Genomic DNA, 25,460 nt, shown 5'->3' with positions numbered 1-25,460 from the left:
GCGTCACTCGCTCCTGCGCGTCACGTACTCCGCGAGTGACAGCAGACCTCCCGCCGCCTCCGGGTCCGGGACGGCACAGGACAGGTGGTCCAGAGCCCGCGCCATCCGGTCGGCCGCCTGGGTCTGGGCCCAGTCACGGCCGCCCGCCCGCTCGACGGCGAGAATCGTGCGCTCCAGATCGCCGTCCCGATAGGGAAGCCGGTACAGCTCGGTGAGTTCCGCCGCGGCCTGCGTGTCCGCGGTGAGCGCGGCGACCACGGGCAGGGACTTCTTGCGGGCCATGAGGTCCGCCCCGGCCGGCTTGCCGGTGCGCGTCGGGTCTCCCCAGATACCGATCACGTCGTCGATGAACTGGAAGGCGAGCCCGGCTTCACGCCCGAACGCGTCGAGCGCCTCGACCTCCGCTTCGTCGGCGCCCGCGTACAACGCCCCGAGCGCGCACGCGCACCCCAGCAGTGCGCCCGTCTTGGCCTCGGCCATCGCGAGCACCTCGTCGAGCGTGATGTCGTCGGGACCACGGCGCTCCATCACGGTGTCCGCATGCTGTCCCGCACAGAGCTCGACGACACAGCTCGCCAGCCGCGCGGCCGCCGCCGAGGACGCCGGATGCGGATCGTCGGCGAGCAGCCGGTGAGCCAGTGCCTGCAGGGAGTCCCCCGCGAGGACCGCGTCGGCGTCGCCGAACACCGCCCATGCGGTGGGCCGGTGCCTGCGGGTGGCGTCCCGGTCCATCACGTCGTCGTGCAGCAGCGTGAAGTTGTGCACCAACTCCACCGCGGCGGCCGCCCGTACGGCCGTCGTCCGGTGCCCGCCGAGTGCCCCGGCCGCGGCCAGTACGAGCGCGGGCCGGATGGCCTTGCCCGGGTTCCCCGCCGCCGGAGTGCCGTCCGCGTGCTGCCAACCGAAGTGGTAGAGCGCGATCCGCCGCGTCGAGGCGGGCAGCGACTCGACGGCTCGGCGCAGTTCGGGATCGACCGAGGCCCGGGCCCGTTCGAGGATGACGGCTGCCTCCTGCCCGTCGGGCGGACCGTGCCGCCCGACGGGTGCCGGCCCCTGGTCCGGCCTGGGTCCTTCCACTGCTGATAACGGGCTCTGTTGCGTCTCCGTCATGAACTCACCCATGGGTCCGTCTCGAAGGGTGCGCGGACGGTGGCGGTTCCGCTGGCACTGGGCGCGTACCCCTGTGGTCTACCCGTCCCGGCGGGTGGGAACACGGCACGCGGTACACCGGACGTCACCGCCGGCGGCCGATCTCGACGCTCTCCAGGACGCCGGGCGCGTCCGGCACCGCGGCCGAGCAGTACGCCGTCACCAGGTACGACATGATCGCCTGCTCCCTGATGCCCATGAACCGGATCTCTTCGCCTACCGACATGAAAATGCCCTCCCCCATCGTGCGATGAGCTGCGGCGACAACTCTTCCATCACGTACCGTGCTGATGCCATTACACGAAAGAGCGGGAATGGATCTTTGCAAAGCGGGGCACAGCGTGGGCTCCGAGCAGGCCTGGCGGGGTCCCGCCCGAGCGGGTCGAGGGACATTTCCGACCGGGAACTACAAGATCGTGCGGTCCGTTCAACAGGCAGCACGGACGACGACGGAGGAGACGGCAATGGCAGGCTTCATGGACCGCGCCAAGGAACAAGCACAGCGCGGCCTCACGCAGGGCAAACAGAAGATCGACGAGGTACAGGCGCAGCGGGCCGGCAGCGATCTGCTGAAGAACCTCGGCGCGGCCTACTTCGCGGAGCAGCGCGGCAGTGGCTCCCCGCAGGCCACTCAGCAGGCCCTTCAGTCCCTGGAGAGTCACATCGCGGCGCACGGGGACGGCTTCCTGCGCGCCTGAGGCGGCCTGCCCGCGCCGCCGACCGGACCGCCTCGCGCGTCGTGTCTCGCGCGCCATGGGAGGAAGTGGTCCCTCCAGGCGAGTTCCGGGTACAAGCAGCGGTACGAGGTGGCCACGAACGGTGGCCGTCGTGTACTGCAAGGAGGCGGCCGTGGCCCCACCCATGTCCGCGAACCGTTTGCTGAGTCGGCTCAAGGCCGAGGGAATCACCGTCGTAGAGGTCGGCGACTGGGAGCATCACAACCGCAATCACAAGGGCCCGTGGGGCCCGGTCCACGGTGTGATGATCCACCACACCGTGACGTCCGGTAGTCAACGGACGGTCGAGATCTGCCGGAACGGCTACAGCGGGTTACCGGGCCCCTTGTGCCACGGCGTCATCACCAAGGACGGCCGCGTCCACCTCGTCGGCTACGGCCGCGCCAACCACGCGGGCCTCGGCGACGACGACGTCCTGCGCGCGGTCATCGCCGAGAGGACCCTGCCTTCGGACAATGAGGCGAACACCGACGGCAACCGCCATTTCTACGGCTTCGAGTGCGAGAACCTCGGGGACGGCGAGGACCCCTGGCCCAAGGCCCAGCTGGACGCCATCGAGCGGGCCGCGGCGGCGGTCTGCCGCCACCACGGCTGGACGGAGCGCTCGGTGATCGGTCACCTTGAATGGCAGCCGGGCAAGATCGACCCACGCGGCTTCACGATGGCCGCGATGCGGGCCCGCATCCGCGACCGCCTGGCGTGACGGCCGGAGACAGGGCGGCTCCCGGGGCCCCGACCCCACCGGTGGGTGTCTTTCCGGCCCCGGGAGCCGCCCTGTCTCCGACGGGAATCCTTCACCGCCCGGGACGACCTCGGCGCAGCCCCGCGTGCCACTCGGACATGTGTCCGACAATGGGCGGTGTGACCAGCCCCGACACGCCTGAAACCGTCGACCCCAACCTCGGCCCCGACCCGGACCCCGACCTCAACCTCGGCGTCCTGCTGCCGCGACTGCCGTCGCCGCTGCGGGAGATCGGGGACGATCGTTTCGCGCGACGCGGGGTGCGGCTGCTGCTCAAGCGTGACGATCTGATCCACCCGGAGCTGACCGGCAACAAGTGGCGCAAGCTGGCCCCGAACCTCCTGGCGGCGGGCGGCCGCACGGTCCTCACCTTCGGCGGCGCGTACTCGAACCATCTGCGGGCCACCGCCGCGGCGGGCCGCCTCCTGGGTCTGCCCACCGTCGGCGTGGTCCGCGGCCAGGAGCTCGCCGGTCGCCCCCTCAACCCGTCCCTCGCCCGGTGTGTGGCCGACGGCATGCGGCTCCACTTCATCGACAGATCGACGTACCGCCGCAAGAGCGAGCCGGAAACACTGGCCGCCCTGCTCCGCGCGACCGCCTGCGAGGAGGCGTACGTGGTCCCGGAGGGCGGCAGCAACGCCCTCGCCGTACGCGGCTGCACGGCCCTGGGCGAGGAACTGCGTGGACACGCCGACATCGTCGCGCTCGCCTGCGGCACGGGCGGCACACTGGCGGGCCTGTGCGGAGGACTCTCCCCCGGACAGCGCGCGCTGGGGATACCGGTCCTCAGGGGCGGCTTCCTCGGCGCGGAGATACGCGCCCTTCAGGTCGAGGCGTTCGGCGGCCCGCGCGGCGCCTGGTTCCTGGACGACCGCTTCCACTTCGGCGGCTACGCCCGTACGCCTCCCGAACTCGACGCGTTCGCGGTTGACTTCGAGCGACGCCACGACCTGCCTGTCGAACGTCTCTATGTCGCCAAGTCGCTGTACGGACTCGTCGCCCTCACGCAGGAAGGCGCGTTCCCGCGCGGGACCACGGTCGCGGCCGTGATCACGGGCAGCCCCGGCCCTTCCTAGTGCCTGCCCAGGCCCTAGGTCACCTCCCGGAACGCGGCCGCCTCCTCCAGGTCCAGTCGCCGCAGCAGGTTTCGCAGCATCTCGTCGTCGATGTGGCGGGCGTCCCGCAGCTTCACGAACACCTCGCGCTCGGCGCTGATCATCTCCCGGGACAGCCGCCGGTAGGTGCCGTCCACGGTCTCGCCGGTGACCGTGTTGACCTGGCCGAGGCGTTCCCAGACGGCGTTGCGGCGGCGCTCCAGAACCGTGCGAAGACGGTCGGCGAGGGGTGATGGGAGAGCGTTGCGGTCGTCGGAGAGGAGTTCTTCCAGGCGCCTCTCGGCAGCCCGGGAGGCCTGCGCCTGGGCGTTCGCCTCCGCGAGTGTCTCGGCCTGCTGGTCCCGCTCGGGGAGTTTCAGCATGCCGATGAGCGGCGGCAGCGTCAGTCCCTGTACGACGAGCGTCCCGATCACCGTCGTGAAGGTCAGGAAGAGGATCATGTTGCGGCCGGCGAAGTCCTCACCACCGTGCGCGGTGAGCGGGATCGAGAAGGCGATCGCGAGCGAGACCACGCCTCTCATGCCGGCCCAACTGATGATGAAAGGAGCCTTCCAGCTCGGGTTCTCCTCCCGTTCCCGGATCCGCGCGGACAACAGGCGCGGCAGGAAGGTCGCGGGATACACCCAGGCGAAGCGGGTCACGACGACGATCACGAAGAGAGCCACCGCGTACCAGGCGGCGCTCGCCCCCTCGTACTCACCGAGGCCGTTCAGGATCACCGGCAGCTGCAGGCCGATGAGTGCGAAGACCGCCGACTCCAGGATGAACGCGACCATCTTCCAGACCGCCTCCTCCTGGAGCCGGGTCGCGAAGTCGACCTCCCAGTTGCGGTGGCCCAGGTAGAGCGCCACAACGACCACTGCGAGCACTCCGGAGGCGTGCACCTGTTCGGCGACCGCGTACGCGAAGAAGGGGGTCAGCAGCGACAGGGAGTTCTGCAGCAGCGCCTCGTTCAGGTGGGTGCGAATCCAGTGGATCGGCACCATCAGGACGAGTCCCATGCCGATGCCGCCCAGCGCCGCGAGCAGGAACTCGCCGATGCCGCCCGCCCAGGTCGCGCCCTCCCCGACAGCCGCGGCGAGCGCCACCTTGTAGGCGGTGATCGCGGTCGCGTCGTTCACCAGCGACTCGCCCTGCAGGATCGTGGTGACCCGCGACGGCAGCCCGACCCGCCGCGCCACCGCGGTGGCCGCCACCGCGTCCGGCGGCGCCACGACCGCCCCGAGCACCAGCGCCGCGGTGAGCGACAGGTCCGGCACGAGCACGTACGCGGCCCAGCCGACGACGAGCGTCGCGAACAGCACGTACCCGACCGACAGCAGCGCCACCGGCCGGATCTGCGCCCGCAGATCGAGGTACGAGCTGTCCGTGGCGGCCGTGTAGAGCAGCGGAGGCAGCAGCAGCGGCAGGATCACGTGGGGATCGAGGGTGTACTCGGGCACCCCGGGTACGTACGAGACGACCAGGCCCGCCGCGACGAGGAGCAGGGGCGCGGGCACCGGAGTGCGGCGCGCGGCACCCGCCACGGCGGCGCTGCCCGCGATCAGCAGGAGCAAGGGCATCACATGCATCGGTATAGGCCCGCTTTCGTTTACGCGCGGATTCCCGCACACCCGACGTAATCTGGCAATCATGAAACAGTGCACGCACGCCGACGCGCTGCCGCATCCAGAACCCGCGCCACAGAGCGACACCTGCCTCGAGTGCCAGGCGGCGGGCTCCGATCCGGTGCAGCTGCGACTGTGTCTCGACTGCGGGCACGTGGGCTGCTGCGACTCGTCGCCGCTACGGCACGCAACGGAGCATTTCAAGGAGACAGGACATCCGATCATGCGGACCTTCGAGCCCGGTGAGAGGTGGTGCTGGTGCTTCGTCGACCACGTACTGGTGTGACGTGGGGTCCGGACGGTTCGACCGTCTGACGTCTGGGTACGTCAATCCGGCGCGCGCTCTTCCCAATTGGGCCCGCAGACCCCTAGCCACTGTGCGTATACATAGGTTTACTATGAGTGACAGCAAGGGGTTGGGGTCCCGGGGACAGGACACCTGAGAGCGCGATAGCGTCACCGCTGAACCATGTAGCGCGTTACCCCGGGGGGCGACCCTCGGCCCCCGAAAGAGCTTGTACCACCTTGGAGGTGAGGGTGTCCCAGATCGCAGGCGAGCCCGCGACCCAGGACTTCGTCGAAGTCCGGCTGCCGGCTGCGGGTGCCTACCTGTCGGTGCTGCGCACGGCCACGGCCGGCCTCGCGGCGCGTTTGGACTTCACCCTCGACGAGATCGAGGACTTGCGCATCGCCGTGGACGAGGCATGCGCGATCCTGTTGCAACAGGCGGTGCCGGGCTCCGTGCTCAGCTGTGTCTTCCGCCTGATTGACGACTCGCTCGAGGTGACCGTCTCGGCCCCGACCACCGACGGCCACGCCCCAGCACGGGACACCTTTGCCTGGACCGTGCTGTCGGCTCTCGCAGGCAAGGTCTCCTCCTCGGTGGCCGACGACAAAACCGTTTCGATCAGCCTCTACAAACAGCGCGGCGCGGGACCCGGGCCGGCGTGAGGAACGGGGACGGTCCGGTGCGGGACGAAGAGCGCGGCACACGGGAACTCCCCGCCGGGGGCGCAGACGGCCCGGGCGGGCCCCGGCACCTGGTGGAGGGCGTCGACGGCATTCCCGAGCAGCAGGCCCGGCCACACCCGGAGGACAGCGGTTCCCCGGTGGCCGGGGCATCTCGGGGAGAGCCGATCGACAAGGACGAGCGCGAGGCGCTTTCCGGCAGTGACGGGCGACACGATCCAGACGTTGCCGCGCAGTGGGGGTCCCCCCGGACGGAGTCTGGGGGGACGTCCTTGGAAGGGCGGCGGCGGGTGACGGGCGGGATCATGAGCGAGCAGCACGAGCACGAGCGAAATGCCGACAACGGCGCGTCGGGCACACAGCACGACCCCCACAACCGGAGCGGGGCGCGGGCCAAGTTCATCGAGCTGCGCGAGCTGGATGGCAGCAGCCCGGAGTACGCGGAGCTGCGCAACCAGCTGGTCCGCATGCACCTGCCGCTCGTGGAGCACCTCGCGCGCCGTTTCCGCAACCGCGGCGAGCCGCTGGACGACCTCACCCAGGTCGCGACCATCGGCCTGATCAAGTCGGTCGACCGCTTCGACCCGGAGCGCGGCGTCGAGTTCTCCACGTACGCCACTCCGACGGTCGTCGGCGAGATCAAGCGGCACTTCCGGGACAAGGGCTGGGCGGTACGCGTACCGCGCAGGCTGCAGGAGCTGCGGCTCGCGCTGACCACGGCGACCGCGGAACTCTCACAGCAGCACGGCCGCTCTCCGACCGTGCACGAGCTGGCCGAGAAGCTGGGCATCTCGGAGGAGGAGGTCCTGGAGGGCCTGGAGTCGGCCAACGCGTACTCCACGCTGTCCCTGGACGTCCCCGACACGGATGACGAGTCCCCGGCCGTCGCGGACACGCTCGGCTCCGAGGACGAGGCTCTGGAGGGCGTCGAGTACCGCGAGTCCCTCAAGCCGCTCCTGGAGGACCTCCCCCCGCGCGAGAAGCGCATCCTGCTGCTGCGCTTCTTCGCGAACATGACCCAGTCGCAGATCGCCCAGGAGGTCGGCATCTCACAGATGCACGTCTCCCGGCTGCTGGCCCGGACGCTGGCCCAGCTCCGCGAGAAGTTGCTGGTGGAGGAGTAGCACGTACCACGGCTCGCGCCCCGTGAGGGGCGCGGGAAACCGCGCGGTTGCCGCTACTCGGGTTCCCGCACTCCGCCCGGCCCGGTGATCCCCAGCGCCCGCGTCGTCTCCGGGTTCAGGATCAGCACCAGCGTCGCGACCGCCACCACCGCGAGGGCGATCCCGCCGGGAATGGCGAGACTGTCGGCCTGGAGCAGGTTGTACGCGACGGGCAGCGCCATGATCTGTGTGATGATCGCGGGCCCCCGGCTCCAGCTGCGCCGCAGCAACAGCCCCCGCGCGGCCAGCAGAGGCAGCAGGGCGAGCACGATCAGCGTCACGCCACCGGTGACCGCCTGCCCCCGGTCGTCGGGATGGCCGGTGAGGCCCATCACGAGCATGTAGACGCCCCCGGCGACAAGGGCGATCCCCTCCAGCGCGGCGAGTGCGGCCGCCGCGGTCAGCCGCGTGGGGCGGGGCTCGGCATCGAGGGTTTCCGGGGTGGGATTCTGCTCAGAGCTCACCTCTGAAGGGTAGCCCTCGCCCCCTGTCCCACCACGGCCCCGGTGCACTCCCCGGCCAGGCGGCGGGCATTCATCGTCCAGGCGGTCGGCATTCCCCGGGCGCTCCGGGTCTCACCTGATCCTCACCTCGGTATGGGACGAGTACCAAGCGGTAGGTACGCTGCATCGCATGCGTGCACTTCTTGTGGTCAATCCGGCAGCAACCACCACCAGCGCACGCACGCGTGACGTCCTGATCCACGCGCTGGCGAGTGAGATGAAACTCGAAGCGGTCACCACCGAGTACCGCGGCCACGCCAGAGACCTCGGCCGGCAGGCCGCGGAGAGCAAGGACATAGAACTGGTCGTGGCCCTCGGCGGCGACGGCACGGTCAACGAGGTCGTGAACGGTCTGCTGCACGACGGCCCCGACCCCGACCGTCTGCCCGGCCTCGCCGTGGTCCCCGGCGGCTCCACCAACGTCTTCGCCCGCGCCCTGGGCCTGCCCAACGACGCCGTCGAGGCGACGGGCGCCCTCCTGGACGCCCTGCGCGAGGGCCGGGAGCGCACGGTGGGCCTGGGTCTCGCCGCGGGCACGCCGGGCAGCGAGGACGAGGGTGTCCCGGCCCGCTGGTTCACCTTCAACGCCGGCCTGGGCTTCGACGCCGGAGTGGTCGGCCGGGTCGAACAGCACCGTGAGCGCGGCAAGCGCTCCACGCACTCCCTCTACCTGCGCCAGGCGATGCGGCAGTTCTTCGGAGAGACCCACCGCCGCCGCGGCACCATCACGCTGGAGCGCCCGGGTTCCGAACCGGTGACCGATTTGGTGCTGTCGATAGTCTGCAACACCTCTCCGTGGACGTATCTGGGTAATCGCCCGGTGTACGCGTCACCTAAGGCCTCGTTCGATACCGGCCTCGACGTACTGGGTCTCAGCCGCATGTCGACGGGCTCTGTTGCCCGGTATGGCACCCAGTTGCTCACTTCGTCCCCCGAGCGGGGCCCCCATGGCAAGCACGCCGTGTCGCTGCATGACCTGACGGACTTCACCTTGCATTCGAAGGTCCCGCTCCCCTTGCAGATGGACGGCGACCACCTCGGACTGCGTACAAGCGTCGCGTTCACAGGCGTTCGTCGTGCACTGCGTGTGATTGTGTGAGCGGAACGGGCTAAAGTCCTTCCACTCGAACGTTTAGGCCAGGATCCACCCCATGGAAGTACGGCTGTGACCTAGTCGACACCGAGGAATCAAAAAAAACTTTCCGGTAGGGGTTGTATCCGCCGCTGAGGTTTGCGAGTCTCTACGTGGCGCTCGGGACGGGCCGCAACATCGCCCCCACAGAGCGCCGGAACCCCCTCCTCACTTCAAGGACCACGCCAGTCCGTCTGGTAGTCGGCCCTTCACTTGTTGAGGGATTCGTGAAAGCGTTCACATTCACAAGCAACGTGCACGTAATACCAAGGAGAGGTAGCAGCCATGGACTGGCGTCACAACGCCGTTTGCCGCGAGGAAGACCCGGAGCTCTTCTTCCCCATCGGCAACACCGGTCCTGCGCTGCTGCAGATCGAGGAAGCCAAGGCCGTTTGCCGTCGCTGCCCCGTCATGGAGCAGTGTCTGCAGTGGGCGCTCGAGTCCGGCCAGGACTCCGGCGTCTGGGGTGGCCTCAGCGAGGACGAGCGCCGCGCAATGAAGCGCCGTGCCGCCCGCAACAGGGCCCGTCAGGCTTCCGCCTGACAACCCGCCCCACAGCCTGAGCTTGGCGGCGCGTACAGCGAGTACGCATCTCCCGCCCCCGAGCCGCAGCGCGCAGTACCCCCGATGCGCACAACCGAATGACACTGTGAGCCCCGGACCCACCCAGTGGTCCGGGGTTCATTGCTGTTTGCGATCGCGCTCTCACCGCCCGCCACGCGTCGGCTCCGCAGCCTGGTCCACCGGTGAATATTACGCAGCGTGTTCGTTACGTAATGGTGCGGGGCGGTCGTGAGGGGCTGATGTGACGTCGGCCTGCCTGGATTACTTAGGCGGCCTGCGTGATGTGGGTTACACGGGTCACTCGGCCTACTTGGGTTACTTGGGGTTCTGCACCGGGATGTCCAGCACCACCTGTGTTCCGCGCTCCGGCGCCGGGACCATGTCGAAGGTGCCGCCCAACTCGCCCTCCACCAGAGTCCGTACGATCTGCAGGCCGAGATTGCCCGAGCGGTGCGGGTCGAAGCCTTCGGGCAGGCCCACTCCGTCGTCCTGGACCGTGACCAGGAGGCGGTTCTCCTTCGACGTGCCGCCACGGACCGCGGACACCTCGACCGTGCCCCGCTCGCCCTCGCGGAAGCCGTGCTCCAGGGCGTTCTGCAGGATTTCGGTGAGGACCATGGAGAGCGGGGTCGCCACCTCGGCGTCGAGTATGCCGAAGCGGCCGGTTCGCCGGCCGACGACCTTTCCCGGCGAGATCTCGGCGACCATGGCGAGCACCCGGTCGGCGATCTCGTCGAACTCCACGCGCTCGTCGAGGTTCTGGGAGAGCGTCTCGTGCACGATGGCGATCGAGCCGACCCGGCGCACCGCCTCTTCGAGGGCTTCACGGCCCCGGTCGGACTCGATACGGCGGGCCTGGAGACGCAGCAGGGCCGCGACCGTCTGGAGGTTGTTCTTCACCCGGTGATGGATCTCCCGGATGGTCGCGTCCTTGGTGATCAACTCGCGCTCGCGGCGGCGCAGTTCGGTCACATCCCGCAGGAGGACCAGGGAACCGACCCGCGTGCCCTTGGGTTTGAGCGGGATCGCCCGTAGCTGGATCACGCCGTCGTTGCTCTCGATCTCGAACTCGCGGGGCGCCCAGCCGCTGGCGACCTTGGCCAGCGCCTCGTCCACCGGACCTCGGGACGGGGCCAGTTCGGCGGTGGTCTTGCCGAGGTGGTGACCGACGAGGTCGGCGGCGAGGCCCAGCCGGTGGTACGCCGACAGCGCGTTCGGTGACGCGTACTGGACGACGCCGTCCGCGTCCACCCGGATCAGGCCGTCACCCACACGTGGCGAGGCATCCATGTCGACCTGTTGATCGGGGAACGGGAAGGAGCCCGCCGCGATCATCTGGGCCAGGTCGGACGCGCTCTGCAGATAGGTGAGTTCGAGCCGCGAGGGCGTGCGCACCGTGAGCAGGTTGGTGTTGCGGGCGATGACACCCAGGATGCGGCCCTCTCTGCGTACGGGGATGGACTCCACCCGTACGGGGACCTCCTCACGCCACTCCGGGTCGCCCTCGCGCACGATCCGGCCCTCGTCCAGGGCGGCGTCCAGCATGGGGCGGCGGCCGCGCGGGACGAGGTGACCGACCATGTCGTCCTGGTAAGAGGTGGGGCCCGTGTTGGGCCTCATCTGGGCGACCGAGACATAACGGGTGCCGTCGCGGGTGGGAACCCACAGGACGAGGTCGGCGAAGGAGAGATCGGAGAGCAGCTGCCACTCCGAGACCAGCAGATGCAGCCACTCGAGGTCGGAGGCACCGAGGGCGGTGTGCTGGCGTACGAGGTCGTTCATGGAGGGCACGTGTGCGAGCGTACCCGTCGCATACGAGAAGGCCCGAAATCGGCCACCCGCACGGGCCCCGGAGACACCCGCGGGCCGCGGCGCCTGAGAGGGACCCTCAGCCCTCCCGGCACCGCAGCCCGGAGCAACATCGGCCGCGGGGTGTGCGGTCCCGATCGGCCGAAGGATGAGGATCCGGTGCAGTCAGGGCAGAGAGCGCCGGCTCCTCGATCCGCCTTCCTGTGCGGGGAAGGCGGAGGCTTGGTCGTTCAAAAGGCTCGGTCATTCAGCTGGCTTGATCATTCCGTTGCATTCTCAAGCTTTGCCTACGATTGTGGACTAGACCACTCCGGCTGTCCATGCGTTGCCGGATGTTTGTTGTTGTCTCTTAATCCAACAACTCGCATACGACATCCACCACGCAGCCTATCCCCGCGCGGTTCAGGAGCGGGGCCAGATTCGCATGGCGAGTTCGGCGAGGGCCTCCAGTTGCTCCTTGCCTGCTCCGTCGCGGGCCTGCTGGGACATTCCCTGGACCATGGCGCCGGTGTGCCGGGCCATGGCCGCCGCATCCGTGTCCGCGGGGAGCTCACCCGCGGCGACACCGGCTCTTATACGGCTCTCGATGGCGGCGATGTTGGCATTGCGCCGCTCACGCAGGGAGCCCTCCACCTCGGGGCTGGTGCAGTTGGTGGCGGCGTGGATGACCAGGCAGCCGCGTGGGCGGCCGGGCTCGGTGTACTCCGCCGCGGCCTCACGCAGCATGCGCTCCACCGCGGCGCGGGCCGTCGCCTCCTCGGCGAGCGCGCGGTCGCCGAACGAGCCGTACCGCGTGCCGTAGACGTTCACGACCTCCTCGAAGAGGGAGCGCTTGTCACCGAAGGCCGCGTAGAGGCTGGGGGCGCCGATACCCATCACCTCGGTGAGGCCGGAGACGGAGGTCGCCTCGTAGCCGTGCTCCCAGAAAGCGAGGATCGCCTTCTCCAGCGCGGTCTCGCGGTCGAAGGAGCGGGGGCGGCCGCGGCCTCGCGGCCCGGCCTCGGATCCCGGCCCCGCCTGTCGGCCGGCCGTCTGTCTGTTCACCATGGGGTGGATTTTATAGCGGGTACTAGAAAAATTTCAGTGGGCTGCGATACGGTTTTTTCTGTAGCGACCACTAGGGAAAAATGGAGGGGTGGCCATGGGCGTGCTCACGGGCAGGACAGCACTGGTGACGGGCGGCGGCAGGGGGATCGGGCGGGGTATCGCCGAGCGGCTCGGGCGGGACGGCGCACGGGTTGCCGTGCACTACGGGAGTGGCGAGGACGCGGCGAGGGACACGGTGGAGGCGATCCGGGCCGCGGGTGGTTCCGCGTTCGCGTTGCGGGCGCAGCTGGGCGTGCCGGGTGACGCAGACGGACTGTGGCGGGAGTTCGACCGGCACGCGGACGGCCTGGACATCCTGGTGAACAACGCCGGGATCGGTACGTCGCACCCGTTCGACGAGATCGACGAGGCCGAGTACGACCGGCTCTTCGCGGTGAACGTGAAAGCGCCCCACTTCGTCACCAGGCTCGGCGTGCTCCGGCTGCGGGACGGCGGGCGGATCGTCAATATCTCATCGGGCCTCGCACGTACGGCGATGATGCCCGAGAACATGGCGTACGCGATGACGAAGGGCGCCCTGGACATCTTCACGCGGGACCTGTCCAAGGTCCTGGGCCCCCGGGGCATCACCGTGAACACGGTGGCGCCGGGCATCATCGAAACCGACCACACCTCCGACTGGCTGCGGTCGAGCGACGAGGCGTGGGCACGGGCCGCGGCGATATCGGCACTCGGACGAGTGGGCACACCGGCGGACGTCGCCGACGTGGTGGCGTTCCTCGCCTCGGACGAGGGCCGATGGGTGACGGGGCACTGGATGGACGCGACGGGGGGTTCGTTGACCTGAGCGCTCGAGACGCCGACCTGACCGGGGAGGGACAGGGCGGGCGGGGCGGACACGTCGGGCATCTGTCGGATCGTCCCTCGCGGCCTCCGTCGCGGCAGGCGACAGCCGTCCGGGGAAGCGCGACTACGGAAGGGCATTCTGCTAGATTGGTCTATACCACATATGCAGGTGAGTTCCCCTTCAGAACGGCAGGCCCAGCGTGGAAGTTGTCATCGTCTCGGACGCCAAAACGGGTGGCGAGCTCATTGCCGGAGCCATGGCGGAGTTGCTCCTGCACAAGCCCGATGCCCTCCTCGGGGTAGCCACCGGTTCGACGCCGCTGCCCATTTACGAGGCGCTGGCAGCGAAGGTGGGTTCCGGTGCCGTGGACGCCTCGCGGGCACGGGTGGCCCAGCTCGACGAGTACGTGGGACTGCCGGCCGAGCATCCCGAGTCGTACCGGTCCGTGCTGCGGCGCGATGTGCTGGAACCGCTGGGGCTCGACATGACCGCGTTCATGGGGCCGGACGGGACCGCCGAGGACATACGAGCGGCATGCGACGCGTACGACAAGGCGCTCGCCCAGGCGGGCGGGGTCGACCTACAGCTGCTCGGTATCGGGACCGACGGGCACATCGGGTTCAACGAGCCGTGCTCCTCACTCGCCTCCCGCACGCGGATCAAGACGCTGACCGGGCAGACGCGGGTCGACAACGCGCGGTTCTTCGAGGGTGACATCGAGCAGGTTCCGCATCATGTGATCACCCAAGGGATCGGGACGATCCTGGAGGCACGGCACCTGGTGCTGCTCGCCACGGGTGAGGGCAAGGCCGATGCCGTGGCTGCGACTGTCGAGGGACCGGTCGCAGCGGTGTGCCCGGCATCGGCGCTCCAACTGCACCCGCACGCCACGGTCGTGGTGGACGAGGCGGCCGCGTCCAAGCTGAAGCTGGCGGACTATTTCCGGCACACGTACGCCAACAAGCCGGCGTGGCAGGGCATATAGCAACCGCTGCGGACCGACGGCGCCGGTCGCCGTGGCGGGGTCACCGCAGGCCGACGGCGTGAGTCGTCGGCGTGAGTGCGCGGTGGGATGTAAGAAAGTGCCGGATTCCCCCGTGGTGAACCCGGCACCTTCATCTGTGTGAGCGTGGCCGGCGGGGTCACGCCCCGGCGATGGCCTCCGCTGCCGCCAGCCCGCAAACGCGGGCCGCGCCGTGGGTGGCGATGTGGAGGGCGCCGCGGGGCGGTGCCTGGGGTACGCCCATCTCGACCACGACCGTGTCGGGGCGGGCTGCGATCAGTGTGTCGATGGCCTCGGCCATCCAGGCGTGGCGGTGGACGTCGCGGACGACGGCGACCACGCGGCGCGATCCGGCGGCCGCGAGCACCTCGGCCCCGGCCCCCTCCCCCGTGAAGCTCCCGGTCTCCGTGTCCGGCAGCATGCGCCGCAGTTCGACCGCGACACCCCAGGGGGTCTCGTCTCCGACGGCGATGTTGGCGACGGGGGTGAAGGCCGCGACGTACGGCGCCTCGGTGACCGGCGTGCAGTGCTGTCCGCGCGTGACGGTCAGCGCGCGCCGGGCCGCCACCAGGCCGATCTCGGTGCCGCCGGCCGACGGGGACCGCGAGCCGTTTGTCGATGCGGACACCGGTGCCGGGGTCGGGGCCTGCGTCGGAGCCGGGGCCGGTGCCGGGGCCGGCAGTCCGGTCGGTGCGTCCCCCTTGGGCGTGGCGGTCCAGGCGGCCAGGGTTCGTACTCGGGCGGCCGCGTCCGCCAGTCGTTCCTCGGGGAGTTCGCCCGAGCGGACCGCCGCCACCAGCGCGTCCCGCAGTCGGAGGACCGTCGCCTCGTCGGCCAGTCCCCCGCCCACGCAGATGGCATCGGCGCCGGCGGCGATCGCGAGGACGCTGCCCCGTTCGATGCCGTAGGTCGCGGAGATGGCCTGCATCTCCATGCCGTCGGTGACGATCAGTCCGTCGAAGCCGAGTTCCTCGCGCAGCAGCCCGGTGAGGACGCGGCGGGAGAGGGTCGCGGGGTGGGCCGGGTCGAGGGCCGGTACCAGGATGTGCGCGCTCATCACGGCTCGGGTGCCGGCCGCGATGGCCGCGCGGAACGGGGCCAGTTCGCGGGACTCCAGGACCGACAGCTCGGCGTCGATGCGCGGCAGCGCGTGATGGGAGTCGACCGCGGTGTCGCCGTGGCCCGGGAAGTGCTTGGTGCAGGCGGCGACTCCGGCGGACTGGAGTCCGGAGACGTACGCGGCGGTGTGGCGGGCGACCAGGGCCGTGTCGGCGCCGAAGGAACGTACGCCGATGACGGGGTTGCTGGGGTTGGAGTTGATGTCCGCGGACGGCGCCCAGTTGAAGTTCACCCCGCAGGCGGCGAGTCGGCGGCCCAGTTCGTGGGCGACGGCCTCGGTCAGCGTCACGTCGTCGACCGCGCCGAGCGCGTGGTTGCCGGGGAACGACGATCCCGTACGCACCTCCAGGCGCGTGACGTCACCGCCTTCCTCGTCGATGGCGACCAGTACGTCGTCGCGTTCGGCACGCAGCTGGGCGGTCAGGGCCGTGAGCTGGTCGGGAGAGGTGATGTTGCGGCCGAAGAGGCCGACGGAGGTGAGGCCCTCGGCGAGCCGCCGGAGCAGCCAGGAGGGAGCGGAGGTCCCGGTGAAGCCGGGCTGCAGGACGGCAAGGGCGTCACGGGTCAGCGTGTCCGTGCCGGAGGCGATGGTGGTCATCGGGTGGCGTTATCCCTTCACCGCGCCGGCGGTGAGCCCGCTGACGGCCTTGCGCTGGAGGAAGACGAAGAGGACAAGGATCGGGATGGCGAAGAGCGAGGCGGCGGCCATGGTGGCCCCCCAGTCGTCGCCGAACGCCGTCTGGAAGCTGGAGAGCCACAGCGGGAGCGTCTGCTTCTCGATGTCCTTGTTGAGGATCAGGACCAGCGGGAACTCGTTCCACGCCGTGATGAAGCCGAAGAGCGAGGTCGCCATCAGCCCGGGGGCGAGCAGCGGGAAGATGACCTTCACGAAGGCCTGTCTGCGGGTGCAGCCGTCCACCATGGCCGACTCCTCCAGTTCCTTCGGCACGGCGGCGACGTATCCGCGCAGCGTCAGGACGGTGAAGGGCAGCACCATGATCATGTAGAAGACGGTGAGCGGTACGAGGCTGTTGAGGAGGTCGGCGTCGCGCACGATCAGGTAGATCGCGATGACCATGACCTCCCAGGGCGCCATCTGCGCGACCATGAAGGTCAGGATGAATCCGCGACGTCCCCTGAACCGCATGCGGGCCAGCGCGAAGGACGCGAGCAGCGCGATGACCAGGGAGAAGACCACCGCGAGGACGGTCACCGTCAGGGAGTTGCCGACCAGCGTCCAGAAGTGCTCGGCGTCGAGGGCCCGCCGGAAGTGGTCGAAGGTGATGTCGGTCGGCACGAAGACCGGGTCGTCCGCGATGATGTCGCCGGTCGGCTTCAGCGAGGTCGCGAACATCCAGTAGACGGGGAACGCGAAGACGACGAAGAGGACGAGGGCCGTCGCGTTGGGCCACAGCCGGGCTGTCAGGGAGCGTTTCACAGCTCGTCCTCCTCTTGCTTGAGAACGGTACGCAGGTAGTAGGCCGTCAGGCCGAGCAGGATCAGGATCGTCAGGAACGAGATCGCCGCTCCCATCCCGTAGTGCTGGTTGCCGGGGCCCTCGACGAACGCGTAGATCGGCAGGGTCTCGGTGAGCCGGTCGGGGCCGCCCCTGTTGATGGCGAAGATCTGCGGGAACGACTTGAAGACCCAGATGACCTCAAGGAAGGTCGTCGCCCACAGGAACGGCCGCATGAAGGGGAAGGTCACGGAGGTGAAGCTCTTCCAGGTGCCGGCCCCGTCGATGGAGGCGGCCTCGTACAGCTCTTTGGGGATGGTGGTCGTGGCGGCGTACAGGTTGATCGCCACGAACGGGATGGACTGCCAGACGATCAGCAGGGTGATCACGGAGAAGGTGGAGAGCTGGGTGCCGAACCAGTTGTAGTCGGCCATCGACGTCCAGCCCGCCTTGGCGAGCAGCCAGTTGACGACGCCGAAGCGCTGGGCGAACAGCCACTGGTAGACCGTGGTCGCGGCGACCACCGGCATCGCCCAGGCCAGCACCAGGCCGAGCAGCAGCAACAGCCGCATGCGCTTCCCCAGCCGGGCCAGGAGCAGACCGATCAGCGTGCCGAACAGCATGATGAGGACGACGTTCACGGCGGTGAAGAGGACCGTCCGCTCGACGACCTTCCAGAAGTCCGAGCTGCTCAGGACGTCCGTGTAGTTGTCGAATCCCCGCCACTCGGTGAGGTGGAGGATCAGCTGGCGCGGGTTGAGGTTCTGGAACGACAGTATGCCGTTCTTGATCAGCGGCCAGCCGAGCAGGATCACCGTGGCGATCAGGGCGGGCAGCAGGAGCAGGTACGGGGCTGACGCGCCGCCGCGTTTTCTGTCCGGGCCCGTGCCTGCGCCTGTGTCACCTGTGTCATCGGTGGGCGGGGGTACGTCGGTCTTACGAACACCGGGCGCCGCGGCCGTGCCTGTGCCTGTGTCCGTGCGTTTGGTCTGCACTGACATGCTCGCCATCTCTTCCACCATCGGGAGTCGCAGTTCGATGCGCCGGCGTGCCGGGGACGGGCGGGACGGACACGGCCGTCCCCGGCACGGAGGTGATCAGCTCGAAGGCGGTCAGCTGCTCTGCGCGAGCCGCTTGTTGATCTCCGCCTCGACCTGCTTGGCGGCAGCGGCGGGCGACTTCCCCTTCAGGACCGCGGTCATGTAGGCCTTGATGGGGTTCGGGTCGTTCTCCACGGCGGCCCACTCGGGGATCAGCGGGGTGGTGCCACCGCCGGCCGCGGCCGGGGCGGCGGCCTCGGCCGCGCCGTTGCCCACAAGGCTGGTCTGCAGCGACTCCTTGTTCGGGATGACGCCGTTCTCCTTGGCGAGCGCGCCCTCGAACTTGTCGGACAGGGCGACCTTCAGGAACTCCTTGGCGAGCTCCTGCTTCTCGCTGCCCGCGGCGACCGCGAAGTTGGAGCCGCCGAGGAAGACGCCCTCGGGCTTGTCGGCGGTCTCACCGGGGATGGTGAAGTAGCCGATGTCCTTCTCTATCTTCTTGTTGGCGGCGATGGCCGTGCCGGCCTCCCAGCCCATGCCGACGAAGGCGCCGACCTTGCCCTTGGCGAAGACCTCGGCCTGCTGCGGGGTCGCCTCGTCCTTGTCCTTGGGGGCCTTGGAGTAGGACTGGTACTCCTTGTAGATCTCCATGGCCTTGCCGACCTTCGGGTCCGCGAGGTTGGAGACGTACTTGTCGCCGTCCTTCTTCACCAGGTCGGCGCCCTGGCCGATGGTCAGTCCGTCGAAGAAGTACCAGTTCTGGCCGGGCAGGTAGATCGGCTCGGCGTCGGTCTTCTTGTCGATGGCTTTGAGGGCGTCGAAGAACTCGGCCCGCGTCTTCGGGGTGTTCTTGATGCCGGCGTCGGCCCAGACCTTCTTGTTGTAGACGACGACACGGTTGGCGAAGTACCACGGGGCGCCGTACTGCTTGCCCTCGAAGACCGAGGACTCGTTGAGGGTCTTGGTCCAGTCGGCGCCGATCTCCGCCTTGAGGTCCGTCAGGTCGGCGAGACCTCCGGTGGCCGCGTAGGCGGGGGTCTGGGTGTTGCCGACCTCCAGGACGTCCGGCGGGTTCTCCTCGGAGAGCGAGGTGGTGATCTTCTGCTGGATGCCGTCCCACTGCTGGGTCTCGAACTTCAGCTTGGCGCCGGTCTTCTTCTCGAAGGCCGCCTTGACGCCCTTGGTCCAGCCGGGCGGCGTGGAGCCGTCCATGGCCCAGACGGTCAGGGTCTGACCCTTGAAACCGTCGGCCCCCGTCTTGCCGCCACTGTCACCGTCGTCGCCGCCACAGGCAGCGACCGACATCAACATGCCCGCGACACCGACGGCCGCGATGAGCTTGCGATTCACGTCATCCTCCTCAGGGATGCCAGCAACCCCCCTGCCCACCGCGTGACTTACGACGAGTACTGCCCGTGGGGCTGGGACCTGGTCCTCAATGGTTTAGACCAGTACGGGGAGCTTGGCCTAGACCTAGAGGGGTGTCAAGGGTGAAAAAGCCGCTCTCGGCCGTCCGTTACGCGACCTACATATGCAGGGACCTTTCACTGCACGCGAGACAGAACGGACGCGGCGCGGGCGCGCCCGCGCACAGGTCGTGGCGGCGCCCTCGACCCATCCCGCCCACACGGTGGACTAGACCAAAAGGGACCCCGACGGTATATAGAGGAGATCACGCAGCGTGCGGGAGGACACTCGCACGACTGGGCGTGCCACGATGTGAGCCGTGGCCGGCGCGTACGTCGGCCGCATCGGCATCCGGAGCCGGGAAGGCAGAGTATGAGCACCGACGTCAGCAGTGCGGAGAACGAGGGTGGGGCCCCCATCCGTACCGCGCGCGTGCCCAAGTACTACCGCCTGAAGAAGCACCTGCTCGACATGACGGACACGCTGCCGCCGGGTACACCGGTACCGCCCGAGCGCACACTCGCCGCCGAGTTCGACACCTCACGCACGACCGTGCGCCAGGCGCTCCAGGAGCTGGTCGTCGAGGGGCGCCTCGAACGCATCCAGGGCAAGGGCACGTTCGTCGCCAAGCCGAAGGTGTCGCAGGCGCTGCAACTCACCTCGTACACCGAGGACATGAGGGCGCAGGGGCTTGAACCGACCTCGCAGTTGCTGGACATCGGTTACATCACCGCCGACGACACGCTTGCCGAGCTCCTCGACATAACGGCCGGCGGGCGGGTTCTGCGCATCGAGCGGCTGCGACTCGCGAGCGGGGAGCCGATGGCCATCGAGACCACGCATCTGTCCGCGAAGCGGTTTCCCGCGCTGCGTCGGTCGCTGGTGAAGTACACGTCGCTGTACACGGCGTTGGCGGAGGTGTACGACGTGCGCCTCTCCGAGGCCGAGGAGACGATCGAGACCTCGCTGGCCACTCCGCGGGAGGCGGGGCTGCTCGGGACGGACGTTGGGCTGCCGATGCTGATGTTGTCCCGGCACTCGATCGACCAGGACGAGCAGCCGGTGGAGTGGGTGCGGTCGGTATACCGGGGGGACCGGTACAAGTTCGTTGCGCGGCTGAAGAGGCCCACGGACTGAGGCGGTTAGGGTCCCTGGGGCGCTGGAGTTGCTGGGTCGCTGGGGTTGCCGGGGTTACTGGGGTTGCCGGGGTGCGTGGTCGGCGCGGGTTCGCTGTGGCTGCTCGCGCCCACGCGGCGAAGCCGCATAGCGACACAGCCCCGGGCCCCTGAAACCGAGCCCCTGAAGGCGACAGTTGCTCGCACCCCAAGCCCCCATGGGGGTAAGGGAGTTCGCCAGGAGCACGACTGCTGGTGCACGTGGTGTAGCGCTGGTTCTCATCCTGTTCTACGGTCCTCCCGTCACCCATGAACGGGAGGACGACCCGTGCGCACCGACAGCCCCCGGACGCCATCTCCGCAAGGTCCCCGCAAGGCAAGTCCCCGCAGCATCGTCATCTGGACCCTCGTCGCGCTGGTGAGCGCGGCCGGCTGGTCCGTACTCGCGCTCTCGCGGGGCGAGGAGGTCTCGGCCGCCTGGATGGTCGCCGCCGCCCTCGGCTCGTACGCCATCGCCTATCGCTTCTACTCGAAGTTCATCGCGCACAACGTTCTGAAGGTCGACAGGACCCGGGCCACGCCCGCCGAGCGCCTCAACAACGGCATCGACTTCCATCCCACCGACCGGCGGGTGCTGCTGGGCCATCACTTCGCGGCGATCGCGGGCGCGGGGCCGCTGGTGGGTCCTGTGCTGGCCGCGCAGATGGGGTATCTGCCCGGCACCATCTGGATCATCGTCGGCGTGATCTTCGCGGGGGCGGTCCAGGACATGGTCGTCCTGTTCTTCTCCACCCGCCGGGACGGCAGGTCGCTGGGCCAGATGGCGCGCGAGGAGATCGGCCCGTTCGGCGGCGCGGCCGCCCTGATCGCCGCCTTCGCCATCATGATCATCCTGCTCGGGGTGCTCGCGCTGGTCATCGTCAACGCGCTCGCCCAGTCGCCGTGGGGCACCTTCTCCATCGCGATGACGGTCCCGATCGCCCTGCTGATGGGCTTCTACCTGCGGGTCCTGCGGCCCGGCCGGGTCTCCGAGGTCTCACTGATCGGCGTGGCGCTGCTGCTGTTCGCGCTGGTCGCCGGACGCTGGGTCGCCGAGTCGTCCTGGGCCGACACGTTCACGCTCGCGCCCTCGACACTGGTCATCTGGCTGGTGGCGTACGGATTCATCGCGTCGATCCTGCCCGTGTGGATGCTGCTGGCGCCCCGCGACTACCTCTCCACGTTCATGAAGATCGGCACGATCGTGCTGCTCGCGCTCGGGGTCGTCATCACGCTGCCGACCCTGAAGATGGACCCGGTGACGGACTTCGCCTCGCAGGGCGACGGGCCGGTCTTCGCCGGCTCGCTCTTCCCGTTCGTCTTCATCACCATCGCCTGCGGGGCGCTTTCGGGCTTCCACGCCCTGATCTCATCCGGCACGACGCCGAAGATGATCCAGAAGGAGACGCAGATCCGGATGATCGGGTACGGCTCCATGCTCATGGAGTCGTCCGTGGCGATCATGGCGCTGGTCGCGGCGTCCATCATCGACCCGGGCCTGTACTTCGCGATGAACGCGCCCGCCGGAGTCATCGGGGACACGGTCCAGAACGCCTCCCAGGTGGTGGGCAGCTGGGGGTATCAGATCTCCCCCGAGGAGCTGGCAGCCGCGGCGAAGAACGTCGAGGAGACGTCCCTGCTGTCGCGGACCGGCGGCGCGCCCACGCTCGCGATCGGTGTCTCGGAGATCTTCTCCGACGTCACCGGGGGCAGTCTGCGGGCGTTCTGGTATCACTTCGCGATCATGTTCGAAGCGCTGTTCATCCTGACCGCGCTCGACGCGGGCACCCGGGTGGGCCGCTTCATGCTCCAGGACACCCTGGGCAACATCTACAAACCCTTCAAGAACGTGAGCTGGAAGCCGGGCCTCGTCATCACGAGCGGCATCGTCTGCGGTCTGTGGGGCTACTTCCTGTGGGTGGGCGTCCATGAACCGCTCGGCGGAATCAACCAGCTGTTCCCGATCTTCGGCATCTCCAACCAGCTCCTCGCCGCAGTCGCCCTGGCGGTCTGCACGACCCTGCTGGTGAAGTCCGGGCGCCTCAAATGGGCCTGGATCACCGGGATTCCGCTCGTCTGGGACGCCACGGTCACCCTGACCGCGAGCTGGCAGAAGGTCTTCTCCAGCGACCCGCGCGTCGGCTTCTTCAAGCAGCGCTCGGTCTACCAGGACGGCATCGACCGGAACGAGCTCATCGCACCCGCCAAGAACATGGACGACATGCACACCGTCGTCACGAACTCCACGGTCGACGGTGTCCTCACGGCGGCCCTCGCCCTGCTCATCGTGATCGTGATCGCGGACGCGACGAGGGTGTGCATCAGGCACGTACGCCGTCCCGCGCTCTCCACGCTCAGCGAGGCGCCGTACGTCGAGTCGCAGATCGTCGCTCCGGCCGGGCTGATCCCGACCAAGGAGGAGAAGGAGGAGATACGCGATGCGGTCGGCGCTGAACCGGGCGGTCAGAGCGGTTAGAGCGGTGCGCTGGTACGTACGGGAGTTCACCGACGAGTCCGCGTACGACCGTTACGTCGCGCATGTGCGAAGGGACCGGCACGATGCGGACGTGCCTTCGCGGCGGGAGTTCGAGCGGATGCGCACGGACCGTCAGGAGGAGGACCCCCGGCAGGGCTTCCGCTGCTGTTGACGCCGTTGCCATGTGCTGTTGACGCCGTTGCCATGGATGGTTCCGTGGATGGCGTCATGGAGGTTCCGTGGACGGTGCCGTTGCTGAACTACACGGTGAACGACACAGAGAACGACACGGTGCATCCGTTATGCGGACAGGGGTTCCATAACGCGGACCCGTCCCTTAGATTTCCTGCGCGTTGCACAGGTGATCAGTGAGGGGACGGAGCCGCCGTATGTCAGAAACACCGGATGAGCCAAGAGCGCACGAAGGGAATCCGCCGGTGGTGACGCCGGTCCGCGTGGTGATCGCCCTCTGCCTGATCGCGCCGTTCGTGGCGATGCTCTGGGTGGGGTCGTACGCGAAAATCGACCCGACCTTCATCGGCATCCCGTTCTTCTACTGGTACCAGATGCTGTGGGTGCTCATCTCGACCGCGCTCACGATGACCGCGTACAAGCTGTGGAACCGTGACCAGCGCGCCCGCAAGAACCAGAACAGGGGCGCGTCCGCATGAACGACGGCGTGAACGGCGTGGCACTCGCCGTCTTCATCTTCTTCTTCCTGGCCGTCACGGTCATGGGCTTCCTGGCCTCGCGCTGGCGCCGCTCCGACAACGAGCAGACCCTCGACGAATGGGGTCTGGGCGGACGGTCGTTCGGCACCTGGGTCACCTGGTTCCTGCTCGGCGGCGACCTCTACACGGCTTACACGTTCGTGGCGGTCCCGGCGGCGATCTACGCGGCGGGCGCGGCCGGCTTCTTCGCCGTCCCGTACACGATCCTGGTCTACCCCTTGATCTTCACCTTCCTCCCCCGGCTCTGGTCGGTGTCGCACAAGCACGGGTACGTGACGACGTCGGACTTCGTGCGCGGGCGCTTCGGCTCGAAGGGGCTGTCGCTCGCGGTCGCCGTCACCGGCATCCTGGCGACGATGCCGTACATCGCGCTGCAGCTGGTGGGCATCCAGGCCGTCCTCGACGTGATGGGCGTCGGTGGCGGTGAGGACACCAACTGGTTCGTGAAGGACCTGCCGCTGCTCATCGCCTTCGGCGTGCTGGCCGCGTACACATACTCGTCCGGGCTGCGCGCGCCCGCCCTGATCGCGTTCGTCAAGGACACGCTGATCTACATCGTCATCGTGGTCGCGATCATCTACATCCCGATCAAACTGGGCGGCTTCGACGAGATCTTCGCCAAGGCGGGCGAGGCGTACAGCCAGCCCAACCCGGCGACCGGCGCCCCACGCGGCGCCCTGGCACCGGGCGAGGCGGGTCAGTGGACGTACGCGACGCTGGCGCTGGGCTCGGCGCTCGCGCTGTTCATGTACCCGCACTCGATCACGGCGACGCTGTCCAGCCGCAGCCGTGAGGTGATCAGGCGCAACACCACGATCCTGCCGCTGTACTCGCTGATGCTGGGCCTGCTCGCGCTGCTCGGCTTCATGGCGATCGCGGCCGGAATCAAGGTGGACAACGGGCAGCTGGCGATCCCGCAGCTCTTCGAGACCATGTTCCCCGACTGGTTCGCGGGCGTGGCCTTCGCGGCGATCGGTATCGGCGCGCTCGTGCCGGCGGCGATCATGTCCATCGCCGCGGCGAACCTGTTCACCCGCAACATCTACAAGGACTTCATCAAGCCCGACGCGACTCCCGCCCAGGAGACCAAGGTCTCCAAGCTGGTCTCGCTCCTGGTGAAGGTGGGCGCGCTGGTCTTCGTCCTGACCATGGACAAGACCGTGGCGATCAACTTCCAGTTGCTAGGCGGCATCTGGATCCTGCAGACCTTCCCGGCGCTGGTCGGTGGCCTGTTCACCCGGTGGTTCCACCGTTGGGCGCTGCTCGCGGGCTGGGCGGTCGGCATGGTGTACGGCACCTTCGCCGCCTACGGGGTGGCCTCGCCGAGCCAGAAGCACTTCGGTGGTTCCTCGAAGGAGATTCCGGGCATCGGGGAGATCGGGTACATCGGTCTGACTGCGTTCGTGCTGAACGTGGTCGTGACCGTGGTGCTGACCTTCGTCCTGAAGGCCGTGAATGCTCCCGACGGCGTCGACGAGACCTCGGCCGAGGACTACACGGTGGACGCGGGCGACAAGGGAGTCCAGGTGGAGCTGCCGCCAGCCACCGCGGGGGCCGGGCACTAGGGTTTTCGCCCCCGCCACCCCCGCCGCCCCCGCCCGTCCCGTCACTGCCTCGGGGGCCGGCCCCCGAACCCTCGTCCTCAAACGCCGGACGGTCTGGATCTCCAGCCCGTCCGGCGTTTGAGGAC

24 protein-coding genes and 1 pseudogene are annotated in these 25,460 nt (G+C 68.6%); 15 read left to right on the top strand and 10 right to left on the bottom strand.

The window, feature by feature from the left end; genetic code table 11:
* Positions 1-3: 3 nt before the first annotated feature.
* Positions 4-1,122: a family 2 encapsulin nanocompartment cargo protein polyprenyl transferase gene (locus AB0D14_RS41605; RefSeq protein WP_362789700.1), complete on the bottom strand. Its 1,119-nt coding sequence runs from the start codon at positions 1,120-1,122 to the stop codon at positions 4-6.
* 112 nt (positions 1,123-1,234) lie between these two features.
* Positions 1,235-1,357: pseudogene (locus AB0D14_RS41600) on the bottom strand (hypothetical protein); the annotation flags it as partial.
* A 256-nt stretch (positions 1,358-1,613) separates the two neighbouring features.
* Here AB0D14_RS41600 and AB0D14_RS41595 point away from each other — a divergent pair.
* The 3 genes from AB0D14_RS41595 (at position 1,614) to AB0D14_RS41585 (ending at position 3,704) form a co-directional block, all read left to right on the top strand.
* Positions 1,614-1,847, top strand: coding sequence for a hypothetical protein (locus AB0D14_RS41595; RefSeq protein WP_362789698.1), 234 nt, complete (start codon positions 1,614-1,616; stop codon positions 1,845-1,847).
* Positions 1,848-2,010: 163 nt separating this feature from the next.
* Positions 2,011-2,589, top strand: a complete 579-nt coding sequence (locus AB0D14_RS41590; RefSeq protein ID WP_362789733.1) for an N-acetylmuramoyl-L-alanine amidase — start codon at positions 2,011-2,013, stop codon at positions 2,587-2,589.
* A 236-nt stretch (positions 2,590-2,825) separates the two neighbouring features.
* Positions 2,826-3,704 (top strand): pyridoxal-phosphate dependent enzyme, encoded by an 879-nt coding sequence (locus AB0D14_RS41585; RefSeq protein WP_362789730.1) that lies wholly within the window; start codon positions 2,826-2,828, stop codon positions 3,702-3,704.
* A gap of 14 nt (positions 3,705-3,718) precedes the next feature.
* Here the strand turns inward: AB0D14_RS41585 and AB0D14_RS41580 are convergent, their stop codons facing one another.
* Entirely contained in the window at positions 3,719-5,314 is a 1,596-nt protein-coding gene (locus AB0D14_RS41580; protein WP_362789695.1) for a Na+/H+ antiporter, read from the bottom strand.
* A gap of 61 nt (positions 5,315-5,375) precedes the next feature.
* Here AB0D14_RS41580 and AB0D14_RS41575 point away from each other — a divergent pair, with 61 nt between their 5' ends.
* From AB0D14_RS41575 to AB0D14_RS41565, 3 genes are all read left to right on the top strand, one after another.
* Positions 5,376-5,636, top strand: coding sequence for a UBP-type zinc finger domain-containing protein (locus AB0D14_RS41575; RefSeq protein ID WP_362789692.1), 261 nt, complete (start codon positions 5,376-5,378; stop codon positions 5,634-5,636).
* 251 nt (positions 5,637-5,887) lie between these two features.
* Positions 5,888-6,301, top strand: a complete 414-nt coding sequence (locus tag AB0D14_RS41570) for an anti-sigma regulatory factor (protein WP_055512819.1) — start codon at positions 5,888-5,890, stop codon at positions 6,299-6,301.
* Positions 6,298-7,443: an RNA polymerase sigma factor SigF gene (locus AB0D14_RS41565; RefSeq protein WP_362789689.1), complete on the top strand. Its 1,146-nt coding sequence runs from the start codon at positions 6,298-6,300 to the stop codon at positions 7,441-7,443. Before AB0D14_RS41570 ends, AB0D14_RS41565 begins: the two co-directional genes overlap by 4 nt.
* 53 nt (positions 7,444-7,496) lie before the next feature.
* Here the strand turns inward: AB0D14_RS41565 and AB0D14_RS41560 are convergent, their stop codons facing one another.
* Positions 7,497-7,946, bottom strand: a complete 450-nt coding sequence (locus AB0D14_RS41560) for a hypothetical protein (protein WP_362789686.1) — start codon at positions 7,944-7,946, stop codon at positions 7,497-7,499.
* Positions 7,947-8,115: 169 nt separating this feature from the next.
* On the opposite strand from AB0D14_RS41560, the gene AB0D14_RS41555 reads away from it, so the two are divergent.
* Together AB0D14_RS41555 and AB0D14_RS41550 are read left to right on the top strand one after the other, a co-directional pair.
* Positions 8,116-9,084 carry a diacylglycerol kinase family protein gene (locus AB0D14_RS41555; RefSeq protein ID WP_362789683.1) on the top strand — a complete coding sequence of 323 codons (969 nt, stop codon included), beginning with the start codon at positions 8,116-8,118 and terminating at the stop codon, positions 9,082-9,084.
* A 318-nt stretch (positions 9,085-9,402) separates the two neighbouring features.
* Positions 9,403-9,660, top strand: a complete 258-nt coding sequence (locus AB0D14_RS41550; protein ID WP_016639615.1) for a WhiB family transcriptional regulator — start codon at positions 9,403-9,405, stop codon at positions 9,658-9,660.
* A gap of 336 nt (positions 9,661-9,996) precedes the next feature.
* Here AB0D14_RS41550 and AB0D14_RS41545 read toward each other — a convergent pair whose 3' ends face one another.
* Both AB0D14_RS41545 and AB0D14_RS41540 read right to left on the bottom strand, forming a co-directional pair.
* Complete coding sequence (locus tag AB0D14_RS41545) at positions 9,997-11,463, bottom strand: PAS domain-containing sensor histidine kinase (protein ID WP_362789727.1); 1,467 nt, start codon at positions 11,461-11,463, stop codon at positions 9,997-9,999.
* A 429-nt stretch (positions 11,464-11,892) separates the two neighbouring features.
* A complete protein-coding gene (locus AB0D14_RS41540) occupies positions 11,893-12,537 on the bottom strand; it encodes a TetR/AcrR family transcriptional regulator (protein ID WP_362789680.1) in 645 nt (214 codons plus the stop codon).
* A gap of 94 nt (positions 12,538-12,631) precedes the next feature.
* Between AB0D14_RS41540 and AB0D14_RS41535 the strand changes: the two genes are divergently transcribed.
* Together AB0D14_RS41535 and nagB are read left to right on the top strand one after the other, a co-directional pair.
* Positions 12,632-13,384: an SDR family oxidoreductase gene (locus AB0D14_RS41535; protein WP_362789677.1), complete on the top strand. Its 753-nt coding sequence runs from the start codon at positions 12,632-12,634 to the stop codon at positions 13,382-13,384.
* Positions 13,385-13,583: 199 nt separating this feature from the next.
* Positions 13,584-14,369: a glucosamine-6-phosphate deaminase gene (nagB, locus tag AB0D14_RS41530; RefSeq protein WP_362789674.1), complete on the top strand. Its 786-nt coding sequence runs from the start codon at positions 13,584-13,586 to the stop codon at positions 14,367-14,369.
* Between the two features lie 157 nt (positions 14,370-14,526).
* Here the strand turns inward: nagB and AB0D14_RS41525 are convergent, their stop codons facing one another.
* The 4 genes from AB0D14_RS41525 to AB0D14_RS41510 form a co-directional block, all read right to left on the bottom strand.
* The gene (locus AB0D14_RS41525; protein WP_362789671.1) at positions 14,527-16,104 is read right to left on the bottom strand and encodes a glycoside hydrolase family 3 protein; all 1,578 of its coding nucleotides are present in this window, start codon (positions 16,102-16,104) and stop codon (positions 14,527-14,529) included.
* 9 nt (positions 16,105-16,113) lie between these two features.
* Positions 16,114-16,944, bottom strand: a complete 831-nt coding sequence (locus AB0D14_RS41520; RefSeq protein ID WP_362789668.1) for a carbohydrate ABC transporter permease — start codon at positions 16,942-16,944, stop codon at positions 16,114-16,116.
* Positions 16,941-17,963, bottom strand: coding sequence for a sugar ABC transporter permease (locus AB0D14_RS41515; protein ID WP_362789724.1), 1,023 nt, complete (start codon positions 17,961-17,963; stop codon positions 16,941-16,943). The genes AB0D14_RS41520 and AB0D14_RS41515 overlap by 4 nt, the downstream gene beginning before the upstream one ends.
* Before the next feature lie 111 nt (positions 17,964-18,074).
* Positions 18,075-19,352 (bottom strand): extracellular solute-binding protein, encoded by a 1,278-nt coding sequence (locus AB0D14_RS41510; protein WP_362789665.1) that lies wholly within the window; start codon positions 19,350-19,352, stop codon positions 18,075-18,077.
* Positions 19,353-19,781: 429 nt separating this feature from the next.
* Here AB0D14_RS41510 and AB0D14_RS41505 point away from each other — a divergent pair, with 429 nt between their 5' ends.
* From AB0D14_RS41505 to mctP, 5 genes are all read left to right on the top strand, one after another.
* Positions 19,782-20,546 (top strand): GntR family transcriptional regulator, encoded by a 765-nt coding sequence (locus tag AB0D14_RS41505; protein WP_362789662.1) that lies wholly within the window; start codon positions 19,782-19,784, stop codon positions 20,544-20,546.
* 306 nt (positions 20,547-20,852) lie between these two features.
* Positions 20,853-23,039 carry a carbon starvation CstA family protein gene (locus tag AB0D14_RS41500; RefSeq protein WP_362789659.1) on the top strand — a complete coding sequence of 729 codons (2,187 nt, stop codon included), beginning with the start codon at positions 20,853-20,855 and terminating at the stop codon, positions 23,037-23,039.
* A complete protein-coding gene (locus AB0D14_RS41495; RefSeq protein ID WP_362789656.1) occupies positions 23,002-23,211 on the top strand; it encodes a YbdD/YjiX family protein in 210 nt (69 codons plus the stop codon). Before AB0D14_RS41500 ends, AB0D14_RS41495 begins: the two co-directional genes overlap by 38 nt.
* A 217-nt stretch (positions 23,212-23,428) precedes the next feature.
* On the top strand, positions 23,429-23,710 hold the full coding sequence (locus tag AB0D14_RS41490; protein ID WP_362789653.1) for a DUF3311 domain-containing protein: 282 nt from the start codon (positions 23,429-23,431) through the stop codon (positions 23,708-23,710).
* On the top strand, positions 23,707-25,335 hold the full coding sequence (mctP, locus tag AB0D14_RS41485) for a monocarboxylate uptake permease MctP (protein WP_362789650.1): 1,629 nt from the start codon (positions 23,707-23,709) through the stop codon (positions 25,333-25,335). Before AB0D14_RS41490 ends, mctP begins: the two co-directional genes overlap by 4 nt.
* Positions 25,336-25,460: the final 125 nt, after the last annotated feature.

Source organism: Streptomyces sp. NPDC048484 (assembly GCF_040651415.1).
GTDB lineage: Bacteria > Actinomycetota > Actinomycetes > Streptomycetales > Streptomycetaceae > Streptomyces.
This window is presented reverse-complemented; position numbering and strand designations above follow the sequence as displayed.